Annotated in this window: 16 protein-coding genes; 9 read left to right on the forward strand and 7 right to left on the reverse strand. The window is 68.0% G+C overall.

What is annotated here, in order from left to right; translation table 11 throughout:
- Positions 1 to 171: 171 nt before the first annotated feature.
- The 3 genes from OG587_RS11820 to OG587_RS11830 all read left to right on the forward strand — a co-directional run bounded on the left by OG587_RS11820 (position 172) and on the right by OG587_RS11830 (position 3380).
- Positions 172 to 996, forward strand: coding sequence for an ABC transporter ATP-binding protein (locus tag OG587_RS11820; protein ID WP_329089635.1), 825 nt, complete (start codon positions 172 to 174; stop codon positions 994 to 996).
- Positions 993 to 2330 (forward strand): ABC transporter permease, encoded by a 1338-nt coding sequence (locus OG587_RS11825; RefSeq protein ID WP_329089637.1) that lies wholly within the window; start codon positions 993 to 995, stop codon positions 2328 to 2330. The genes OG587_RS11820 and OG587_RS11825 overlap by 4 nt, the downstream gene beginning before the upstream one ends.
- Positions 2331 to 2444: 114 nt before the next feature.
- On the forward strand, positions 2445 to 3380 hold the full coding sequence (locus OG587_RS11830) for an NAD(P)-dependent oxidoreductase (protein WP_329089639.1): 936 nt from the start codon (positions 2445 to 2447) through the stop codon (positions 3378 to 3380).
- Positions 3381 to 3577: 197 nt separating this feature from the next.
- On the opposite strand, the gene OG587_RS11835 is transcribed toward OG587_RS11830, so the two are convergent.
- The gene (locus tag OG587_RS11835; protein ID WP_329089641.1) at positions 3578 to 4165 is read right to left on the reverse strand and encodes an NADPH-dependent FMN reductase; all 588 of its coding nucleotides are present in this window, start codon (positions 4163 to 4165) and stop codon (positions 3578 to 3580) included.
- Entirely contained in the window at positions 4158 to 5690 is a 1533-nt protein-coding gene (locus OG587_RS11840) for an MDR family MFS transporter (protein ID WP_329089643.1), read from the reverse strand. Before OG587_RS11840 ends, OG587_RS11835 begins: the two co-directional genes overlap by 8 nt.
- An 81-nt stretch (positions 5691 to 5771) precedes the next feature.
- Between OG587_RS11840 and OG587_RS11845 the strand changes: the two genes are divergently transcribed.
- Positions 5772 to 6503 (forward strand): TetR/AcrR family transcriptional regulator, encoded by a 732-nt coding sequence (locus OG587_RS11845; RefSeq protein WP_329089645.1) that lies wholly within the window; start codon positions 5772 to 5774, stop codon positions 6501 to 6503.
- A 907-nt stretch (positions 6504 to 7410) separates the two neighbouring features.
- Complete coding sequence (locus OG587_RS11850; protein WP_329089647.1) at positions 7411 to 8553, forward strand: hypothetical protein; 1143 nt, start codon at positions 7411 to 7413, stop codon at positions 8551 to 8553.
- A gap of 79 nt (positions 8554 to 8632) precedes the next feature.
- Here OG587_RS11850 and OG587_RS11855 read toward each other — a convergent pair whose 3' ends face one another.
- Positions 8633 to 8932, reverse strand: coding sequence for a hypothetical protein (locus tag OG587_RS11855; protein ID WP_329089648.1), 300 nt, complete (start codon positions 8930 to 8932; stop codon positions 8633 to 8635).
- A 317-nt stretch (positions 8933 to 9249) separates the two neighbouring features.
- On the opposite strand from OG587_RS11855, the gene OG587_RS11860 reads away from it, so the two are divergent.
- Complete coding sequence (locus OG587_RS11860) at positions 9250 to 10650, forward strand: GH39 family glycosyl hydrolase (RefSeq protein WP_329089650.1); 1401 nt, start codon at positions 9250 to 9252, stop codon at positions 10648 to 10650.
- 181 nt (positions 10651 to 10831) lie between these two features.
- Here OG587_RS11860 and OG587_RS11865 read toward each other — a convergent pair whose 3' ends face one another.
- Entirely contained in the window at positions 10832 to 11590 is a 759-nt protein-coding gene (locus tag OG587_RS11865) for a CPBP family intramembrane glutamic endopeptidase (protein WP_329089652.1), read from the reverse strand.
- Positions 11591 to 11688: 98 nt separating this feature from the next.
- Here OG587_RS11865 and OG587_RS11870 point away from each other — a divergent pair, with 98 nt between their 5' ends.
- The 3 genes from OG587_RS11870 to OG587_RS11880 all read left to right on the forward strand — a co-directional run bounded on the left by OG587_RS11870 (position 11689) and on the right by OG587_RS11880 (position 13772).
- Positions 11689 to 12297 carry a TetR/AcrR family transcriptional regulator gene (locus tag OG587_RS11870; RefSeq protein WP_329089654.1) on the forward strand — a complete coding sequence of 203 codons (609 nt, stop codon included), beginning with the start codon at positions 11689 to 11691 and terminating at the stop codon, positions 12295 to 12297.
- Between the two features lie 266 nt (positions 12298 to 12563).
- Positions 12564 to 12707, forward strand: a complete 144-nt coding sequence (locus OG587_RS11875; RefSeq protein WP_329089657.1) for a hypothetical protein — start codon at positions 12564 to 12566, stop codon at positions 12705 to 12707.
- 54 nt (positions 12708 to 12761) lie between these two features.
- Positions 12762 to 13772, forward strand: a complete 1011-nt coding sequence (locus OG587_RS11880) for a hypothetical protein (protein ID WP_329089658.1) — start codon at positions 12762 to 12764, stop codon at positions 13770 to 13772.
- Between the two features lie 100 nt (positions 13773 to 13872).
- Here OG587_RS11880 and OG587_RS11885 read toward each other — a convergent pair whose 3' ends face one another.
- The 3 genes from OG587_RS11885 to OG587_RS11895 are packed head-to-tail and all read right to left on the reverse strand — an operon-like array spanning position 13873 to position 16975.
- Positions 13873 to 15447, reverse strand: coding sequence for an AMP-binding protein (locus OG587_RS11885; RefSeq protein WP_329089660.1), 1575 nt, complete (start codon positions 15445 to 15447; stop codon positions 13873 to 13875).
- Complete coding sequence (locus OG587_RS11890; protein ID WP_329089662.1) at positions 15444 to 16313, reverse strand: amidohydrolase family protein; 870 nt, start codon at positions 16311 to 16313, stop codon at positions 15444 to 15446. The genes OG587_RS11885 and OG587_RS11890 overlap by 4 nt, the downstream gene beginning before the upstream one ends.
- Positions 16310 to 16975, reverse strand: a complete 666-nt coding sequence (locus tag OG587_RS11895; RefSeq protein ID WP_329089664.1) for a TetR/AcrR family transcriptional regulator — start codon at positions 16973 to 16975, stop codon at positions 16310 to 16312. Before OG587_RS11895 ends, OG587_RS11890 begins: the two co-directional genes overlap by 4 nt.
- Positions 16976 to 17060: the final 85 nt, after the last annotated feature.

The following is a 17060-nucleotide window of genomic DNA, read 5'->3' on the forward strand; positions in this document are numbered from 1 at the left end:
CCACACATCTCACACGTCGGCATCTCCGGCGGCCCTCTTTCGATTTTCGTCACGAAACTCGGATCGTGTCGAAATTATAGCGCCGAACGCACGGGTGAACCTGTATAGCCTATTGAGCTGCGGTTTTACTATTGAATTCCGCCCTGCTTGTGAATGATGTACGGTGTATTTATGACTCGTATAGCGTATTCAAGAACGGCGCACACAACGTCGGACCACGCCCTCGAACTCCGGGAGGTGGTCAAGCGCCACGGACACGGCGATGCCGTCGTGACCGCGCTGGACAGGGTCACGATGCGCGTCCCGCGGGCCACCTTCACCGCGGTGATGGGTCCTTCGGGCTCGGGGAAGAGCACGCTGCTGCACTGCGCCGCGGGGCTCGACCGGCCGACCTCCGGATCCGTGGTCCTGGACGGTCACGAGCTGAGTGACCTCGACGAAACGGCGCTGACCCGGCTGCGGCGCAACCGCATGGGGTTCATCTTCCAGTCGTTCAACCTCGTGCCGACGCTGACGGTGGCGCAGAACGTGGCGCTCCCCCTCGAATTCGCCGGCCGCCACCCCGATCAGCGGGTCATCCGGGCGCTGCTCGCGCGGTTGGGGCTCGCCGACCGGATCGATCACCGGCCGGCGGAGCTGTCCGGCGGCCAGCAGCAGCGGGTGGCCATCGCCCGCGCCGTACTCTCCCAGCCCGCCGTCGTCTTCGCGGACGAGCCCACCGGCGCGCTGGACACCCAGGCCGCGGGCGAGGTGCTCGGCATCCTGCGGGAGGCGGTGACCCTGACCGACCAGACGATTGTGATGGTGACCCACGACCCGGTCGCCGCGTCCTATGCCGACACGGTCGTGTTCTTCGCCGACGGGCGGATCGTGGACAGCATGGCGCGGCCGAACCCCGGCGCGGTGGCCACGCGAATGGCCCAGCTGTCCGCGTCGGCCCGATCCGCCGCGACGGCGGACGCGGGGCAGGGCCGCCAGGGCGGTGATGTCCGATGATGTGGAAGCTGGCCTTCCTCACGGTCCGTGCCCACCTCGGATCGCACTTCGCCTCGGCCGCCGTGATGACGGCCGGCACCGCACTGCTCACCGCGTTCGCGGGCCTGCTGGAGACCGGTCTGGAAACCGGTCACAGCGCCGGTTTCCTGGTCATGCTGCCCGCCATCTTGGGTGGGTGGACGGTGGCGATCGTGGCTTTCGGCGTGGTCTCCACCGTTTCTCTGACGATCCAGCATCGTGAGCAGGAGCTCGCGCTGTTACGGTCGATCGCCGCCACCCCGCGGCAGATCCGGCAGAGCGTCGTGCTGGAGACGGTGATCGTGGCGCTGCCGGCGGTCGCCGCGGGCCTGCTGCCCGGTATCGCGCTCGGTACGGTCATCCTCGGGCGGTTGGTCGACGGCGGCCTGGTCAGCGCTCCCACCGAGCTGAACGCGGGCGGCCTCTGCGTCGCGATCGGCGCGGGCACCTCCCTGCTCGCCGCGATCGGCGCCGCCCTGATCTCCAGTGGGCGAGCCGCGTCCATTCCGCCCGTGCGCGCACTGACCGAGGCGACGCCGTCGCCGGCCCGGTCTCTCACCCGCATTCGGGCGATCAGCGGTACGGGGCTGCTGGTCGTCGGCCTGAGCCTGGCGACGGCGACCCTCTTCATGGCGAACGGCCCGCTGCTCTCCAGCACCGCGGGCCCGGCGGGCGTCGCCGTCGCGGTCGGGCTCGCCCTGCTCAGCCCGGCGGCCATGAGGCCTGTCAGATGGTTCTGTGACGCCCGGATCGGAGCCACCGCCCGGCTGGCCGCCCGCAACACCCACACGCGGGCGAGGCACAGCGCCAACGTGGCGTCCCCGCTGATACTCCTGGTCGGCATCGCGGCCGGAACCCTCTACATGCAGAGCACGGAGGACAGCACCCACCGGGGTCCCATCGTCGCTGGTGATGTCAGCGGGCAACTCGCCCCGGTGAACTACCTGATCGTCATCATGATCATCGGATTCTCGGCGATCGTGGTGGTCAACACGCTGGTGGCGGCCACTCGCCGGAGACGCCGCGAGTTCGGCCTCCTGCGGTTGTCCGCCGCGACCCGTGGTCAGGTGCTGAGGATGGTGACCGTCGAGGCCGTCGTGACCGCCACCATCGCCGTCGTGCTGGGCACCGTCGCGGCGGCGGCCACGACGGTGCCGTACAGCCTGGTCAAAACCGGATCGCCGATCGCGTCCGGCCCGGCGTGGATGTACCTCGCCATCGTCGTCGGCGCCTTTGTGCTGGTCGTGCTGGCCACGGTGCCGACGGCCGTGGGAGCCCTCCGCATTCGGCCGGTCGACGCCCTCTCCGCCGCGTAGCCGCCTTCCATGTGGTGAGTGGGTCGGTTGATGACGGTCCGGTCACTGTCGAGACCGATCGTGGTGTTCGTGGAAAGCTCCCAGATACCAAAATTTCCTGAAAAAGGAGGCGCGGTGAAACCACGAGCACTCGTACTGGCGCCGATGCGGGGTCAGGAGTGGAACCGCCTGAGAGAGCTGATCGACGTCCACTACGACCCGGCCGACCACCGTCCCCACCAGGCGGCCGAGCTCGCCCGGCAGCTCGCGGACACCGGCTCGCGCATCCTCATCACCGAGGCCGACGAGGTGGCGGGTCCGGTCCTGGACCTTCCCCTGCTGGTGGTGGGCTGCGCCCGCAGCGAGGCGGGGAACGTGGACCTCCCGGTCGCCACGGCGAAGGGCATCCCCGTCGTCTGCGCCCCCGGCCGCGACGCCGACGCGGTCGCCGAGCTCACCCTCGCCCTGATCCTCGCGGTGACCCGCCGGGTGGCGGTCGGCGACCGGGAGGTCCGGCGGGGCATGGCCTCCTACCGGCGGCACCGCGCGTGGGAGCTCGCGGGCCGGACCGTCGGCCTGATCGGTTACGGGGCGGTCGGCCGCGCGGTGGCCTGGCGGATGAAGGGGCTGGGCATGCGCGTCATGGTCTACGACCCCGAGGCGGCGGAGAACCGGTACGGTCTCGACGTCCTGCTCGCCCAGGCCGACGTCGTCTCCGTGCACACCCCCGCGTCGGCCGGTCGGCTGGTCGGCGCGGTGGAGTTCGCCACGATGAAGCCCGGAGCGATCTTCGTCAACACCGTGGACGCGGCCCTGCACGACATGGACGCGCTCGTCGGAGCCCTGAAGGCGGGCCATCTCGGCGGCGCGGCCCTCGACCGGTTCGCCGGGGAGTGGCTCGATCCGGCCCACCCGCTCGCCGACATGGACAACGTGGTGCTCACCCCGCACCTGGGCTCCGGGACCTACGACACCGAGATCAACCACACCCGGATGATCTGCGAGGACATCGTCAGGATCCTCGGCGGCGAGCGCCCGCTGCACTGCGCCAACCCCAACTTCCAGGAGTGACGGCCGTCACTCCTGGAAGCGGCACCGTGGTGATCCCCTGGCCGCATCGGGCCAAAGGCGGCGCCCTGGTGCTCGGCGTGAGCGGGCCGGGCGAGTGTGACGGCCTTGTCGCGTTCGGGCCGCCGGGTGGTGCGAATGGAGATCTTCCCGGAGAGGACGTCATGATGAGCACATTCCCTTGCGTGTGGAGGTGGCGGTCAGGCGGTGTAGGGGCGGGTGGTCTTGGCGTCCCGAAGCGCACTGGCCCACCACGTCACCTGGTCGAGAAGCGTCTTGGCGGCCGTGGCGGGGCCATCAGGGTCCTTGGGCTGCCCGTCGGCTTCGAACTGCGTCCACGCTCCGTGGAAGCTGACGGTGTCTCTGGTCGTGACGGCGTGTAGCTCGGCGAAGACCAGCCGCAGGTGTTCCACCGCCCGCAGGCCACCGGAGATGCCGCCGTACGACACGAACGCCACGGGCTTGGCGTGGAACTGGCTGCTGTGCCAGTCGATGGCGCTCTTGAGTGCCGCGGGGAAGCTGTGGTTGTACTCGGGGGTCACCATGACGAACGCGTCGGCGGCCTCCAGGCGGGGCGTGAGGCCGCCGAGTGCCCGCAACACCTCGGGCGCCGGTGACATCGAAGGGGCGGCCGATCCGATCGGCACCTCCGCCAGGTCGATCAGGTCGACCTGGAATCCCTGGTGACGTTCGGCCTCGCCCACGAACCAGTTGGCGACCGTCGGGCCGAAGCGTCCTTCGCGGACGCTTCCGACGACGACGGCCAGCTTGAGCTTGTTGTCAGACATGAAGTGCTCCTTCTCGATTCGGCAGGTCAGTGGTGTTGGGCTCGTACGGCAGGCTGTCGCGCAGGGGGATCTCGCGCACGAACCAGGAGAGCGCGAACGCGACCAGCCCGAGGACCGCGCAGCCGATGGCCATGGCGTGTACGCCGCTGGACACCGCGATCTGGGTGGCCTCGCGCATGGCCGCGGGGAAGGCGGTGAGCGCCTGGGCCGTCAGCTCACCGCCGGAGAAGATCCGCTTCCCCGCTTCGGCGCCGAGGTGGTCGATGAGGGTGTCCTGCAGTCGGCTGGTGTAAAGGGCACCCAGTACGGCGACGCCCAGCGAAGCGCCCATGGTGTGCCACAGGGTGATCGAGCCGCTGGCCGCGCCCATGTCACGGGGTTCCGCGCTGTTCATCGTGATGATCGTGGTGCTCTGCATGAGCAGGCCGACGCCGACGCCCCCGATCAGCGTGAGCCCCGAGGCGAGCGCCAGATTGGTGTCGGTGCGGAGTGCGAGCAGCACGAGCATGCCGACGGTCAGGGCGGCCCCGCCGAGGATGGGGTAGATCCGGTAGCGCCCGTTGCGGGTGATGAGCTGCCCGGTGCGGATCATCACGAGGACCATGCCGAGCATGGAGGGCAGGATCAGCAGCCCGCTCTCGGTCGGGGAGGCGCCCTGCACGATCTGCATGTACTGGGGCAGGAAGTTGGCCGCGACCACCATCCCGACGCCGCCGAGGAAACGCAGGATCTGGGCGAGGGTGAAGTTGCGGTCGGCGAACAGCCTGAGCGGGACGATCGGTTCGGCGGCGTGGCGCTCCACGTGGATGAACACCGTCAGGGCCACCACGACGGTCGCCGCCAGCGAGACGATCGGGACGGAGGCCCAGGCGTACTGCGTGCCGCCCCAGCTCGTCAGCAGGCTCAACGCCACCAGTCCGACGGTCAGGAGCGACGCGCCCAGGAAGTCGATCCTCGCCTTGATCCGCCGTGGTGCGAGCCGTACGGCGAAGCCGATGAGCAGGAGGGCGACAGCGCCGATCGGGAGGTTGACGTAGAAGGTCCAGCGCCAGCTCAGCCGCTCGGTGAGCAGGCCGCCGACGAGCGGCCCCGCGATGAAGGCGATCGGCATCATCGTGCCGATCAGTCCCATCAGTTTGCCGCTCTGGCGGGGCGGCACCATTTCGGAGATGAGCGCTATGGCGCCGACCATCAGGCCGCCACCGCCCAGCCCCTGCACCGCTCTGAATCCGACGAGCTGGGTCATGTCCTGCGACAGCCCTGACAATCCCGACCCAAGCAGAAACACCACGATCGCAGCGATGTAGACGACCTTGCGGCCGTACAGGTCGCCGAGTTTTCCCCAGATCGGGGTCGAGGCGGCCATGGCGACCAGGTAAGCCGTCATGACCCAGGAGAAGTTCTCAAGACCGCCCAGATCGCTCACGATCGCCGGCAGGGCCGGGCCGAGCATCATCCCGTCGAGGGGAGCGGTGACCATGCCTAACACCACCCCTGACAGGCCCACGTACATCGATCGATTCATGACTCCTCCATTTCGGGTACGACGTACTCGAAATGGACAATAGCTTTCAGGTACGATGTACGCAAGAGAGGGAGGGGGCCCATGACCACCGAGGAACACGTCAGCATCTGGATGCGCCCCGAGCGCGTGGACCGGTCGGGGCCGGGGCGGCGGCCCGGGTTCAGCAGGGAGCAGGTCACCCGGGTGGCCGTGCGGATCGCCGACGCCGAGGGGCTGGGCGCTGCGACGATGCGGCGGATCGCCTGCGACATGGGCACCGGCGCGATGTCGCTCTACAGGTACGTTCCCAAACGCGACGACCTGATCGACCTCATGATCGACGAGGTGATGGGTGAGATAGATCTCCCCGACCGGCCGACGGGGGACTGGCGGGCCGACCTCTCACTGGTCGCCCATCAGTCCAGGACCGTGGGTCTACGTCATCCCTGGCAGAGCGCGCTGGTCACCCGGCGCCCGACCATGGGCCCCAACCTGCTGCGTGTGCACGAGTTCACGGTCGGCGCCCTCGCCGGATTCGACCTCGACATCGACGAGATCACCAGCTACGCCGGGATGCTGAACGACTACACCAACAGCGCGACGCTCAGAGAGATCGGCTGGATCGAGGAGGCCCGCCGTACGGGCATGGACATGAAGCAGTGGATGCACGAGTACGTCGGCCCCTACGTTCAGGCGGTCGTCGCGTCAGGCAAGTATCCGATGTTCAACCGATCCATCCTGGAGGCCCGGGTTCCGCACATGCCGCCGGAGGCGCGCTTCCAGTACGGGCTGGACCGGGTACTCAACGGCATCGCCGCGGGTCTCCCCGTCTGATGTTCTCCTCGCCGGCCGGGCCGGGGCCGCCGCCCCCGTGGTGTCAGGGCGCTGGAAAGGGAAGAACCCCGGGCCACTTCCCCCTGCTCGGCAGGGGGGCCGGTGGACTACAGGCGGGATCGCCCGCCTCCGGCGGCCCGGGGTTCCGGTGATTGTCGTGGATTCGCCGAACGTCGCCAGACGCCCGGACAGAGTCCGGTCGCGGCGTCCTAGCGGACAGCCACCTCGCTAGCCCAACTATGAGCAACCATCGTTCGGACCACCTCCTTTCGGCGTGCCCCGAGACTACAAATCCTGTCCTGCCAGAGCAAATGTTTTTCGACCGCCCTCAGTGCCCCCTGTCCCCGACCCCGCCAACACCCTCCGAACAGGGCCGACGGGAACAAAATGGGAACACCACGTAAACGATCACGCCTCCGCCGCCGGCCCCTGAACGAGCGTCAGCACCCGCTTCGCCGCGCCGTCGTGAATAGAGAAGCGCCCCGCTCCGTCACGGAGCGGGGCGCCCTATCGCGTTCGTGGGTTACGCGCTCCGGGAGAGGCGAAGCTTGAGCGGAGGAAGCGTCCGCTCCATTGGTAACCCCGGCTAATGGAACCTGTGGAACAGCCCGCATAGCTCCAGAAGCCGCGCTCTCTCGGAGAATGAGGCCCCAAGGCGAACCGACGGGTCCTACCTGAGATGGCCTGAGACGTCCCAGTACAGTAGCAATGGAGCAGAATCCAATGAACTCGCCTCTGACCTGGGGTTATTGGGTTTGGGGGCGACTGACGATCTCTGCTATTACGGTTCATACTGGTTTCGGTGCGATCGTGCCCTCCATGCCTGGCTGAAGCGTTGAAGTTGCGGGGTCTCGTACGGGATGTATGAGTTACCGGTGCCTGCGCAGGGTGTGTGATCCTTTGGGGGATGCGTAACCCTACAGGGGTGCTCGCTGCCCTGGTCCTTGTGGGCGTGTGCGTCCTGGCCGCCGACACGCCCCCGAGCGGTGCTGGGCGGACCGCTGACGACGCCGTCGAGTCGGCGTCGCGCTGGACGCTGAGATACACCGGCCAGGGCGACTTACGGATGATCTCCACGACGGGCGGCGGGGCGTCGCTGTTCACCATGGAGGGGCGACGGTCCGGCTGGTCGATGCTGCGCTGGGACGGAGCCTCATGGAGACGCACCGGACTGCCCGGACCGTTCGGCAAGGCCAGGCGGCTCGATGTCACCAGCTCCCCGACAGGGAAGACGATCTGGGCGGCTGCAGCCGTCCACGGCGCGTACGACAACGTGACAGAGCAATTGTGGCAATGGTCGGATGGGCGCTGGACGCGACACCTTTCCCGAAGCGCGGAGTGGAATCCGGCGGTCGGCATCGCCGTGGACTCCCACGACGACGTGTGGCTCGTCACCGGCATGGATCCCGACGGCGGCTCCTCGAAAGTGCTGCATCGCAGTGGGAAGACCTGGCGGGATGACACGCCCCCGGTGCGTTCCCTGGCCAGGGTCGCCGCGGCCCGCCCTGACGATGTCTGGGTGGTGACCGACCAGCAGATGAGTAACGAGGTGGCCACCACGCTGCACTGGAACGGCGCGAACTGGAAGAAGATCGATCACCCGTGCATGGTGGACGCGGCTCCGGGATCGTGTCGCGGGCGGAGCTACCTTGGGCAGCTGAGCCTGACGGCCCAATCGGACGGCCAAGCGTGGGCGGTCGGCCCATTCTGGGCGGACGGCGGCAGCCCGGTCGTCCTGCATTGGGACCGCACCCAGTGGAAACAGGTGAGCCTGAACGTGGTGCGGACAGGCTTGACCGCAGTGCGCACCGACCCGGTGTCCGGCCTGTGGATCGCCGCCAATCCCACCGCCGGCGCGCCCTATGTGCTCAACCTGCGCGGCGGCAGATGGACCAAATCGACCTTACCGGTGGGCGGCCCAGCCGACCGCATCGTGAACATCGCCCCCGTGCCCGGCACGACGCGACTCTGGGTCCAGACCGAGCGCCGCGACCCTGCTGGCCACGAGGCCGGGGACAAGGTGGCGTCGCTGGTGTACGAACTCTCCTGAACATCTGGAGAGCAGCGTCAACATGAACTCCCCTACCGGACCGCTTCCGGTAGGGAGCCACGCATCACGACAGTCCTTCTCAGGTTTTGGGGTGATGCCGATCGGGGAGTTCTGCCGCGTAGCGAACCCACTTGCCGCCCGTCTGCGTCCAGGCGGTGACGGTCTCTGGGCTGATTCCCAGGAGCTCCGTGAGGACCATGGGCGGCAATGCGGTGGAGAGGCTGAGGAGAGCCGATGTCCGATTGGGGCGGGAGCAGATGCCCAGCCGCTTCAGCCGGGTTCCCAGCTGAAAGTCGCTGAGGTGCAGTCCGGCGAACCCGCCGGGGAAGAGCCAGGGCGAGTCCTCGGTGACGCCGATAACCCGAGCAGCTTCCCGCATTCGTCCGGTCGATGGCTCAGTTGGGTAAGGCGTCGATGGGTGTCACCCCGTTCGGCGACGGCCGGGCTTCCGCGCGCATTGCCGATCTCACCGAGATGCTTGCCGCGAGCGCGCCCTGACCGGGCCCCGCCGGCCGGAATGGTGCCGACGCTTTCACAACAAACCGGGACAAAAGGTGAGGTTGTTGCAGGCGGGATCCTAGAGACATGCGGACTTGAAGATCAGTAGCATGGCGTCCGCCACGGCACATTCACCCCGAATGGGGCTGAATCGTGCGATGGCTTCCACTGGAAGTACCGAAGATGAAGGATCACGCGTTGAGTCGCAGAAGAATCCACCGTCTGACGGCGGTGACGGCTTCCATGGCCGTCGTCGCCGGGCTGTCCAGCCCTCCCGCAGGGGCGGCAGCCGCGAACGTCACCGTCGACTTCGCCACCGTCGAACGTCCCGTGTCGCCACACGCGTTCGGCCTGGATATCACCGGATACGGTTACGGGCACTACATCACCAACGACCCCCGCGAGCAGGCCATGGTCCAGGGCCGGTTCGGCATGATGCGGATGGGACTGCAGTACGCCACCCCCGGAGACCCGACCAGCGCGATCGTGGCCAACGGGGCGGGTGCCGACACCACTGTTACGGGTGACCAGTGGGTTTCGGCCATCAAGGCACGCGGTGCCGAACCCATGGTGATCGTTCCGGAGAGCGCCGTCGACGCCGCCAACATCGTCAGGCACTTCAACACCGGTTCCACGCAGAACCGGGTCGCCCGATGGATCATCGGCAACGAGCCCGCCGACTTCGCGGCGTACTCCGTCAAGTTCAACGCCGCCTACGACGCGATGAAGGCCGTCGACCCGACCATCAAGATCGGCGGACCGGCGGCCGCGTCGCCCAACATGGATTCCATCCGGACCTTCCTCAAGACCAGCGGCAGTCGTACCGACTTCGTCGACTTCCACAAGTACGGCGAGGGCCGCGAGGTCGGTAAGCCCGGCGGCAAGCTCGTCTGCGACAGCCAGCTGCTCGCCGAGACCACCCAGTGGGGGAGTGACGTCAACCAGGTCCGTTCGATCATCAAGGAGGAGGTGCCCGCGCGCGCGGACAAGATCGACGTCCAGGTGGGAGAGATCAACTCTTCCTGGAGCGTCGACAACGATCCCCCCGAGCTCGCCCACTGCGGCAACATCGGCACCGAGCCCTTCCAGTACCGCAACGCCGCGATCTGGTGGTCGGCCAGCGTCTGGGGCCACCTGCTGAAGGCCGGCGCCCAGGGCTTCCTCTACGGTGACAAGAACGGCGCGCTCGGCCTGCTGTACGACCAGCCGAACGACGAGCGCCCCCTCTACGCCCGCAACGGGGCCGGGCTCAACGAGCGCATGCCGATCTACCAGGGAGTGGGCTTCTTCACCGGGCAGCAGGACACCGCGCTGGCCCGCTTCGGAAGCTCCCTGGTCCGCGCCCAGACCACCCTTCCCGACGTCGAGGTGTACGCCTCGGCCAACCCCAAGGTCGTCGTCCTGGTGAACAAGGGCTCGACGCCCGCCGCCGCCGTCGTCGGCGTCGGCACCGGAGTGACGAAGGCCGCCGCCATCCAGAAGAGCGGGAACACGGCGAGCTATGAGTTGCCCGCCTCGCTGGGCACGCTGCCCGTCTCGCAGGGCACCGTGACGGTGACGCTGCCCGGACCGTCGGTCACCCAGCTGGCGATCTCGTAACCGTTCGGCTCATTGGCCGGTGCTCTGCCGGGCGGCAGTGGACGGTCAGTGCGCCGTACCGGAGCGGGCAGGGACCGGACATCCAGCGGCAGGCACGGGGACACCTGCCGCTGGACGAACGGGGTGGTCTCCGCCCGAGGTGTGGGCGGAGACCAGGCCCGGCAGGAGTCCCGCTGGAGAATCAAGCCAGCCCGCCGGCCAGCAGGAAGATCGCGGTCCCGTGGGCAAGGGCTGCGGCGATGACCCCGTGGCGCAGTCTCAGGAAGGCGCAGATCAATCCCTCGAACAGGGTGAAGACCAGTAGTGGCCAGCCGACACCGGTCACCGTGGAGGCCAGGAAAACATGACAGGCGGAAAACAGCACCGCTGACAACAGGGCCGCCCGTTGGGGGCTGTCGTGCTCTTCCAGGCGGCCCTGCAGGAAACCGCGAAACAGCACCTCTTCGGCCAGGTTGCCGGCCAGACAGAAGAACAGCAGTACCGGCAGCAGGCCGAGGGCGACCGCTCCACCGCGCTCGGGCAGTGGCGTGAACCGCGACAGCAGCAGCACCGGGGCGGCGGCCAGCACGCCGCCGCCGATGCCGAGCCCTACTGCGGCGATTCCAAAGTGACCCCAGCGCACCAGCGCACGAAGGCCGTGATCCAGGCGCAGCACGAGCGCGGTCAGCGCTACCGTGCTCACGCCGAACACCAGCAGGATCCCCGCATGGTCGGTGAAGCGCAGCCACGGCACCATGCCGGCGGCCCCGAAGCGCCAGAACCCCAGGGGCGTCATCGCGTCGCGGATCAGCACGAACCCGAAGACGAGCACCATGATCCTCAGCAGGGGGTCGCCCCCGCCGCGTGCCAGGGCGAAACAGGCGCCGATCAGCAGGAGGCCGGGCAGGACCCGGCCGGCGTAGGTCAGCAGGTCGACCAGCACGAAGAGGTCTCCGTTCAAGGAGGAGAAAAGGAGGAGAAGGGGAGGGGGCGCGAAGTGGCGCCTGCCACTCCATAATGCGAGTTATTCTCAGTTTTTGGTACTCGCATTGGAGGCCCGTGCTCACACCCCGTAAACACCCCCGTCAGCAGCGCTCACGCGAGACCGTGGAGGCGATCCTGCAAGCGGCTGCTCAGCTTTTCCAGCGGCATGGCTACGCCGACACCACCACCAACAAGATCGCCGAACGGGCAGGGGTGTCCATCGGCTCGCTCTATCAGTACTTCCCCAACAAGGACGCGTTGCTGGTCGCGCTGGCCGAGCAGCACCTGAGCCAGGCCGCCGAGCAGGTCGACCTGGTCTTCACCCGCGCCGCCGACGACCACCCGACGCTGTACCGGCTGCTGACCGACCTGGTGCGGTGCGTGGCAGCCCTGCACACCGATCGGCCTGGCCTGCACCGGCTGCTGTTCGACCTGGCACCTCGCACCCCCGACCTGGTCGCCCGCTTCCGTCACGCCGAACAGCGGATCGCCCACGCCCTGGCCCGCGAGTTGTGCCGGCTCGACGCCGGCGGTCCCGACCCGGAGACGACCGCGCTGCTGGCCGTCCAAGGCATCGAGGCCCACCTTCACGGCGCCCTGCTCGACCCTCCGGCGGAAGGCGGCACCACCGACCGTGTCCAGGCCGTCATCCACCTGTGGCATCGGGCACTGACCCAGCGGTAGTCCCGCATGGTCGTGCCTACTGCCCAAAACCGTTCCGATCCTCCCCGATCCCCGTGGTCATCGTTTGAGATCGTTCTCTGACGAGTGGCTTTGGGTGCCGCGTGCGGCGCCCTACGTCGAGCCGTCGCACCCGTTACCTGACCGTGCGACCGCCCTCGCAGTACGTCCTGCTGCGGTGAGTCAGTCAGTCATCTGGGAGTGGCCGGTGGTGGGTGTACCGTGCCAGGGCTATATCGATGATCTGGGTGTCGCCGGGAGGAGCGCCGGTGGTATCCCACCAGCAGGAGGCTGTCGGCAAGGGCGACTGCGCGGAAGCCGTCATCGAGGGTGGCCAAGTCACCTGGGACGCCCTGCTGAATCAGGTGAAGGAAGTCTGCGTGCTCGGCAGCGAGGGGCTCATGTCGGGGTAGAGAGCAAGCCCGGCCGTTAGCGTAGAGACGGTCACCGAGTTATGGAGAGCCAGCGTGGAACGCCGCCGATTCCTGCAAAGCAGCGCCTTCGTCACCGCGCTGGCTGTCGAGGCCGCCCTTGACTGGCGTGATACTCCGGCAGAAGCGTTCACAGGACGGGAAACCGGGACATCTGCCGTCACCGACGCGGACGTCGAACGCCTCCAGCAAGCCCGAGATGAGTTCCGCCATCTGGATCACGTCCACGGCGGCGGGTACGCACTGTCATGGCTTGAGGGGTATCTCCACACCGAGGTCGCTCCGCTGCTGCAGGGCCGCTACAGCGACTCGGTCGGTGGTGACCTGTTCGTCGCGGCGGCCACCCTCACGGACATGGCGGGCTGGATGGCGATGGACGTCGGCCATCAGGGACTCGCCCAGCGCTTCTACACCCAGGCGGCGGGCCTGGCCAAGCATGCCGGAGATTCGGCCTACGGCGCCTACGTACTGGGCAATCTCGCCACGCAGGCTCTGTTCGTCGGGCAGACCCGCACCGCCGTACGGCTCGCGCGCTCGGCCCGCAACGCGGGCGGCCGGGCCATCACACCAACGCTGACCGCCCGGATCACCACCACCGAAGCCCGCGCCCATGCGCTGATCGGCGACGCGCACGAGACCCGTCGCGTGCTCCAGATCGCGGAGCGTGCAATGGCCCGATCCGATCCGGCTCACGATCCGGACTGGCTCGGGGTGTTCACCCCCGCGCACTACTCCGGCTCGGTGATGCACGCTTTACGGGACCTCGGCGATGCCAAGACAGCCGCGCGTCACGCAGCCGACGCGATGGACCTCCCAGCGGCGAATGCCCGCACTCGCGCTCTGCACACTGTGTTGCACGCCACCGTGCTGGCAGAGCGCGGCGACCTGGACGGGGCCGTCGAGATCGCCAGGCCGGTTCAGCAGGCCGCCGCAGGAATCAAGTCCCAGCGACTGGACCAGCGACTGGATGAATTCGCTGAACGACTCGCCCCGCACCGCAGCGCGCCTGTCGTCGCTGCCTACCTGGAAGCGAATCAGGACCAGTAGCGTTCGCTTTCGCCGATCTGCCCCAACGGTTGCGGACCATGAGAAAACTGCGCGGGCGCGTGACCTTATGGAGCCGGAGCGGGGAAGTCCGATCCGGGTGTCAGCGTTGTCGCGCCTCACCGTCCCATGTGGTCGATGTGATCCCGTCCTGCCGCAGGCGGAATTTCTCGATCTTCTGCGTTGGTGTCTTCGGGAGCACCGGCACCAACTCGATGTAGCGGGGCACCATGAAACCCGGCGCCGTCGCACGGCAGAACGCGTGCAGCTCCTCAGGCGTCAGCCGCGTGCCGGGCTTGAGAACGACGGTGACCTTGACGTCCTCCTCCGTGAGCTCGCTGGGTACGCCGACGGCGGCAGCCTCCAGCACCGCCGGATGCCTGAGCAGCAATTGTTCTACCTCGTAGGCGGAGATGTTCTCGCCCCGCCGGCGGATGGAGTCGCTGAGCCGGCCCTCGAAGGTCAGGTATCCGTCGTCGTCCAGCGTGCCGAGGTCGCCGGTGTGCAGCCAACCGTTCTGGAAGACCCGCGCCGTGGCCTCGGGCATCGCGTGGTAGCCGTTCATCACCAACCCCGGCTCGCGACCGCGTATGACGATTTCCCCCACGCTTCCGCTGGGCAACGGCCCTCCACGGTCGTTCACGATCCGAACGTCGAACTCCGGGATCACCAGGCCGCACGCCCCCGGCTTCCGCGGGCCGTCGACGGGGTCATAGACAGGTATGCCGCCATCGGTCAGGCCGTAGACCTGTCTGAGCGGGATGCCGAAACGCTCCTCCCAGCCGCGTTGCCACTCGGGCATGGGCACCCCCCACGCCAGCCGGACGCGGTGATCGCGGTCCCTGGCACCGGGCGGCTGTTTCCACAGGATCGTCAGCGTCGCGCCCATGAAGTTGAAGACGGACGCGTCGAAGGCACGGACCTCCTCCCAGAACCGTGAGGCGCTGAAGCGGCGGCCCAGCGCGGCCGTACCGCGGCACGCCAGAGCCGCCACGACGGTCAGAGTGGCCGCGTCGATGTGAAACAGCGGGAAAGGACAGTACAGGACGTCGTCGGCCCGCAGCCCCATGTATTTGGCGTGCAACTGCCCCTGCCGGGCCAGGTATCGGTGGGAGAGGACGCACGCCTTGGACGGACCGGTCGTGCCGGAGGTGAACAGCATGGTCGCCGCGGCCAGCTCGTCCACCTCGGCGACGGGAGCCAGGTCGGTGCCGCGTCGATAGTCGGCCAGGTCCTCGAACCGCCTGTCACCCGGAACGCCGTTCACGATGACCCGATCCAGCTCGGGAAGCCGGCCGAGCACGGGCGTGAGGACCGTCAGCAGCTCGGCATCGGCGATCAGCACCGAGGCCCGTGCCACCCGCAGGGCGTGGACGAGGCGATCCCCGAGCAGGGCGGTGTTGAGGGGAGCGTGGACGGCGCCCAGGCGCATCAGGGCGAACCAGACAAGAACCTGATCGAGGCTGTTGTGCATCAGCAGCGCGACACAACTGCCCGCACCTATTCCAGCCTGGGAGAAGGCCGCCGCGAGCCCGGCCGACCGCCGCTCGACCTCGCGGTAGGTCAGGTCCCCTTCATGCGTACGCAGAAAAACAGCGTCGGGGGTGTCGGCCACCGCCCGGGTGAGCATGGCGGTGACCGTGACTCCGTCGCCGTTCTCGGCCGACCCGTGCGTCACCGCGATGGGCTTCCGAGTCCGAAGAGCCGGGCGGCGTTGTCATGCAGGAGGGCCTGGAGCGCCGCGTCCGGCAATCCCGAGGCTCGCCATTCCGCGACGGCACGAGTGGGGGACATCATGGGCCAGTCGCTGCCGTAGAGCACCTGATCACGCAGAACGTTGGGCATCATGCCGAACAGCGGGTCCCAGCCGGTCCCGGCCTTGGCGACATACTTCGGCGCCAGAGCGCCGAACTCCAGATAGACCGTCGGGTGACGGCGCGCCACCGCGCAGTACTCGGTCACCCAGGGCCAACCGGCGTGGCAGGCGATCAGCGTCAGGTCGGGGAAGTCGCAGGCCACCTGGTCCAGCAGCTCCGGCCGTTCGTGGCGCAGAGGGTGCATGCGGCTGTAGGTGATGCCCGTGTGCACGGCGACGATCAGGCCGAGCTCCTCGGCACGTGAGTACATCGGGTAGAGGCCGCGATCGTCGATGTCGAGCCCGAAGAACGCGGGCTGGAACGTGATCCCGAGCAGACCGAGGCCGGCGATCGAGGCCGTCTGCCGGGCGATACGGGTCGGCCGGGCACCGGCGATGTCGACACATCCGATGCCCGTGAACCGGTCGGGATGCCTGGCCAGGACCTGGCACAGTGCCTCGTTGAGCGCGTCGGCCGATTCGCCCCCCTCGGACTCGGCGTGCATGACCGCCCGGCCGATGCCTTCGGCGTCCATGACCTGGAGCAGGTCGGCCAGGCGGCCGGTGTTCATCTTGTCGGTCAGCTGCAGAACCTTGTCGTACTGCTCGGTCTGCAGGCTGGGAGCGGCATAGGTGGGACTGGGCCGGAGCTCCTGGGGGAGCCGTACCCGGGCGTCGATGATGTTCATCCTGCGGCCTCCATGCCTGCTGTGAGCATGTGGTCAGCGGCAGGCTCGCTGGCCAGCCGAGTTGGAACCGGCAGATCTCCGGACTCCTCGCGACTCACCGGCGGCACCCCGACGAGACGGCAGGCGAACTCGACGAACCGGTCCTGAACGTCGGCGACATCGAGTCGCCCGTCCGGCCGGTACCAGTTGGCGACTCCGTTGCACATCTCCAGAAGCGCCAGCCGGGCGAGGCGTAGATCGGTGAGCTGGAAGGCGCCCGTGCGTGCGCCGCGTTCGATGACCTTGGCGAAGATCGATTCATAGTCGTCACGCATGCCGACGAGTGCTTCGCGGTCCTCCGACGTCAAGGCGCGCATCTCCTGGTCGGTCACCCTGGCTGTCAACGGATTGAGCGCGGACAGTCCCACGTGCGCCCTTACCAGGCGTGCCAGCTGAATGCCCGGATCGGCCGACGCGCCGACCGCGTCGATCGCGGAGCGCAGCAGCTCGTCAAGGCACGAGCGCATGATGCCGGAGAGGATCTCCTCCTTCCCTCCCGCGTAGTGGTACAAGGTCGCGGAGTTGATGCCCGCGGCACGTCCGAGCTCGCGGATGCCGGTCGCGGCGTACCCCTTCCGAGCGAACAGCCGGACCGCCGCCTGCTGGATCTCCGTATGCTTCAAAGGCGTTCCCAATCGATCGATTGAGAGACGATAGCCAGTCCAGCGGGATCGGGTCAAGCGAACATCGGCTTCTCAATGAGGTGTG

Source organism: Streptosporangium sp. NBC_01469, from assembly GCF_036227305.1.
Classification (GTDB): Bacteria; Actinomycetota; Actinomycetes; order Streptosporangiales; family Streptosporangiaceae; genus Streptosporangium.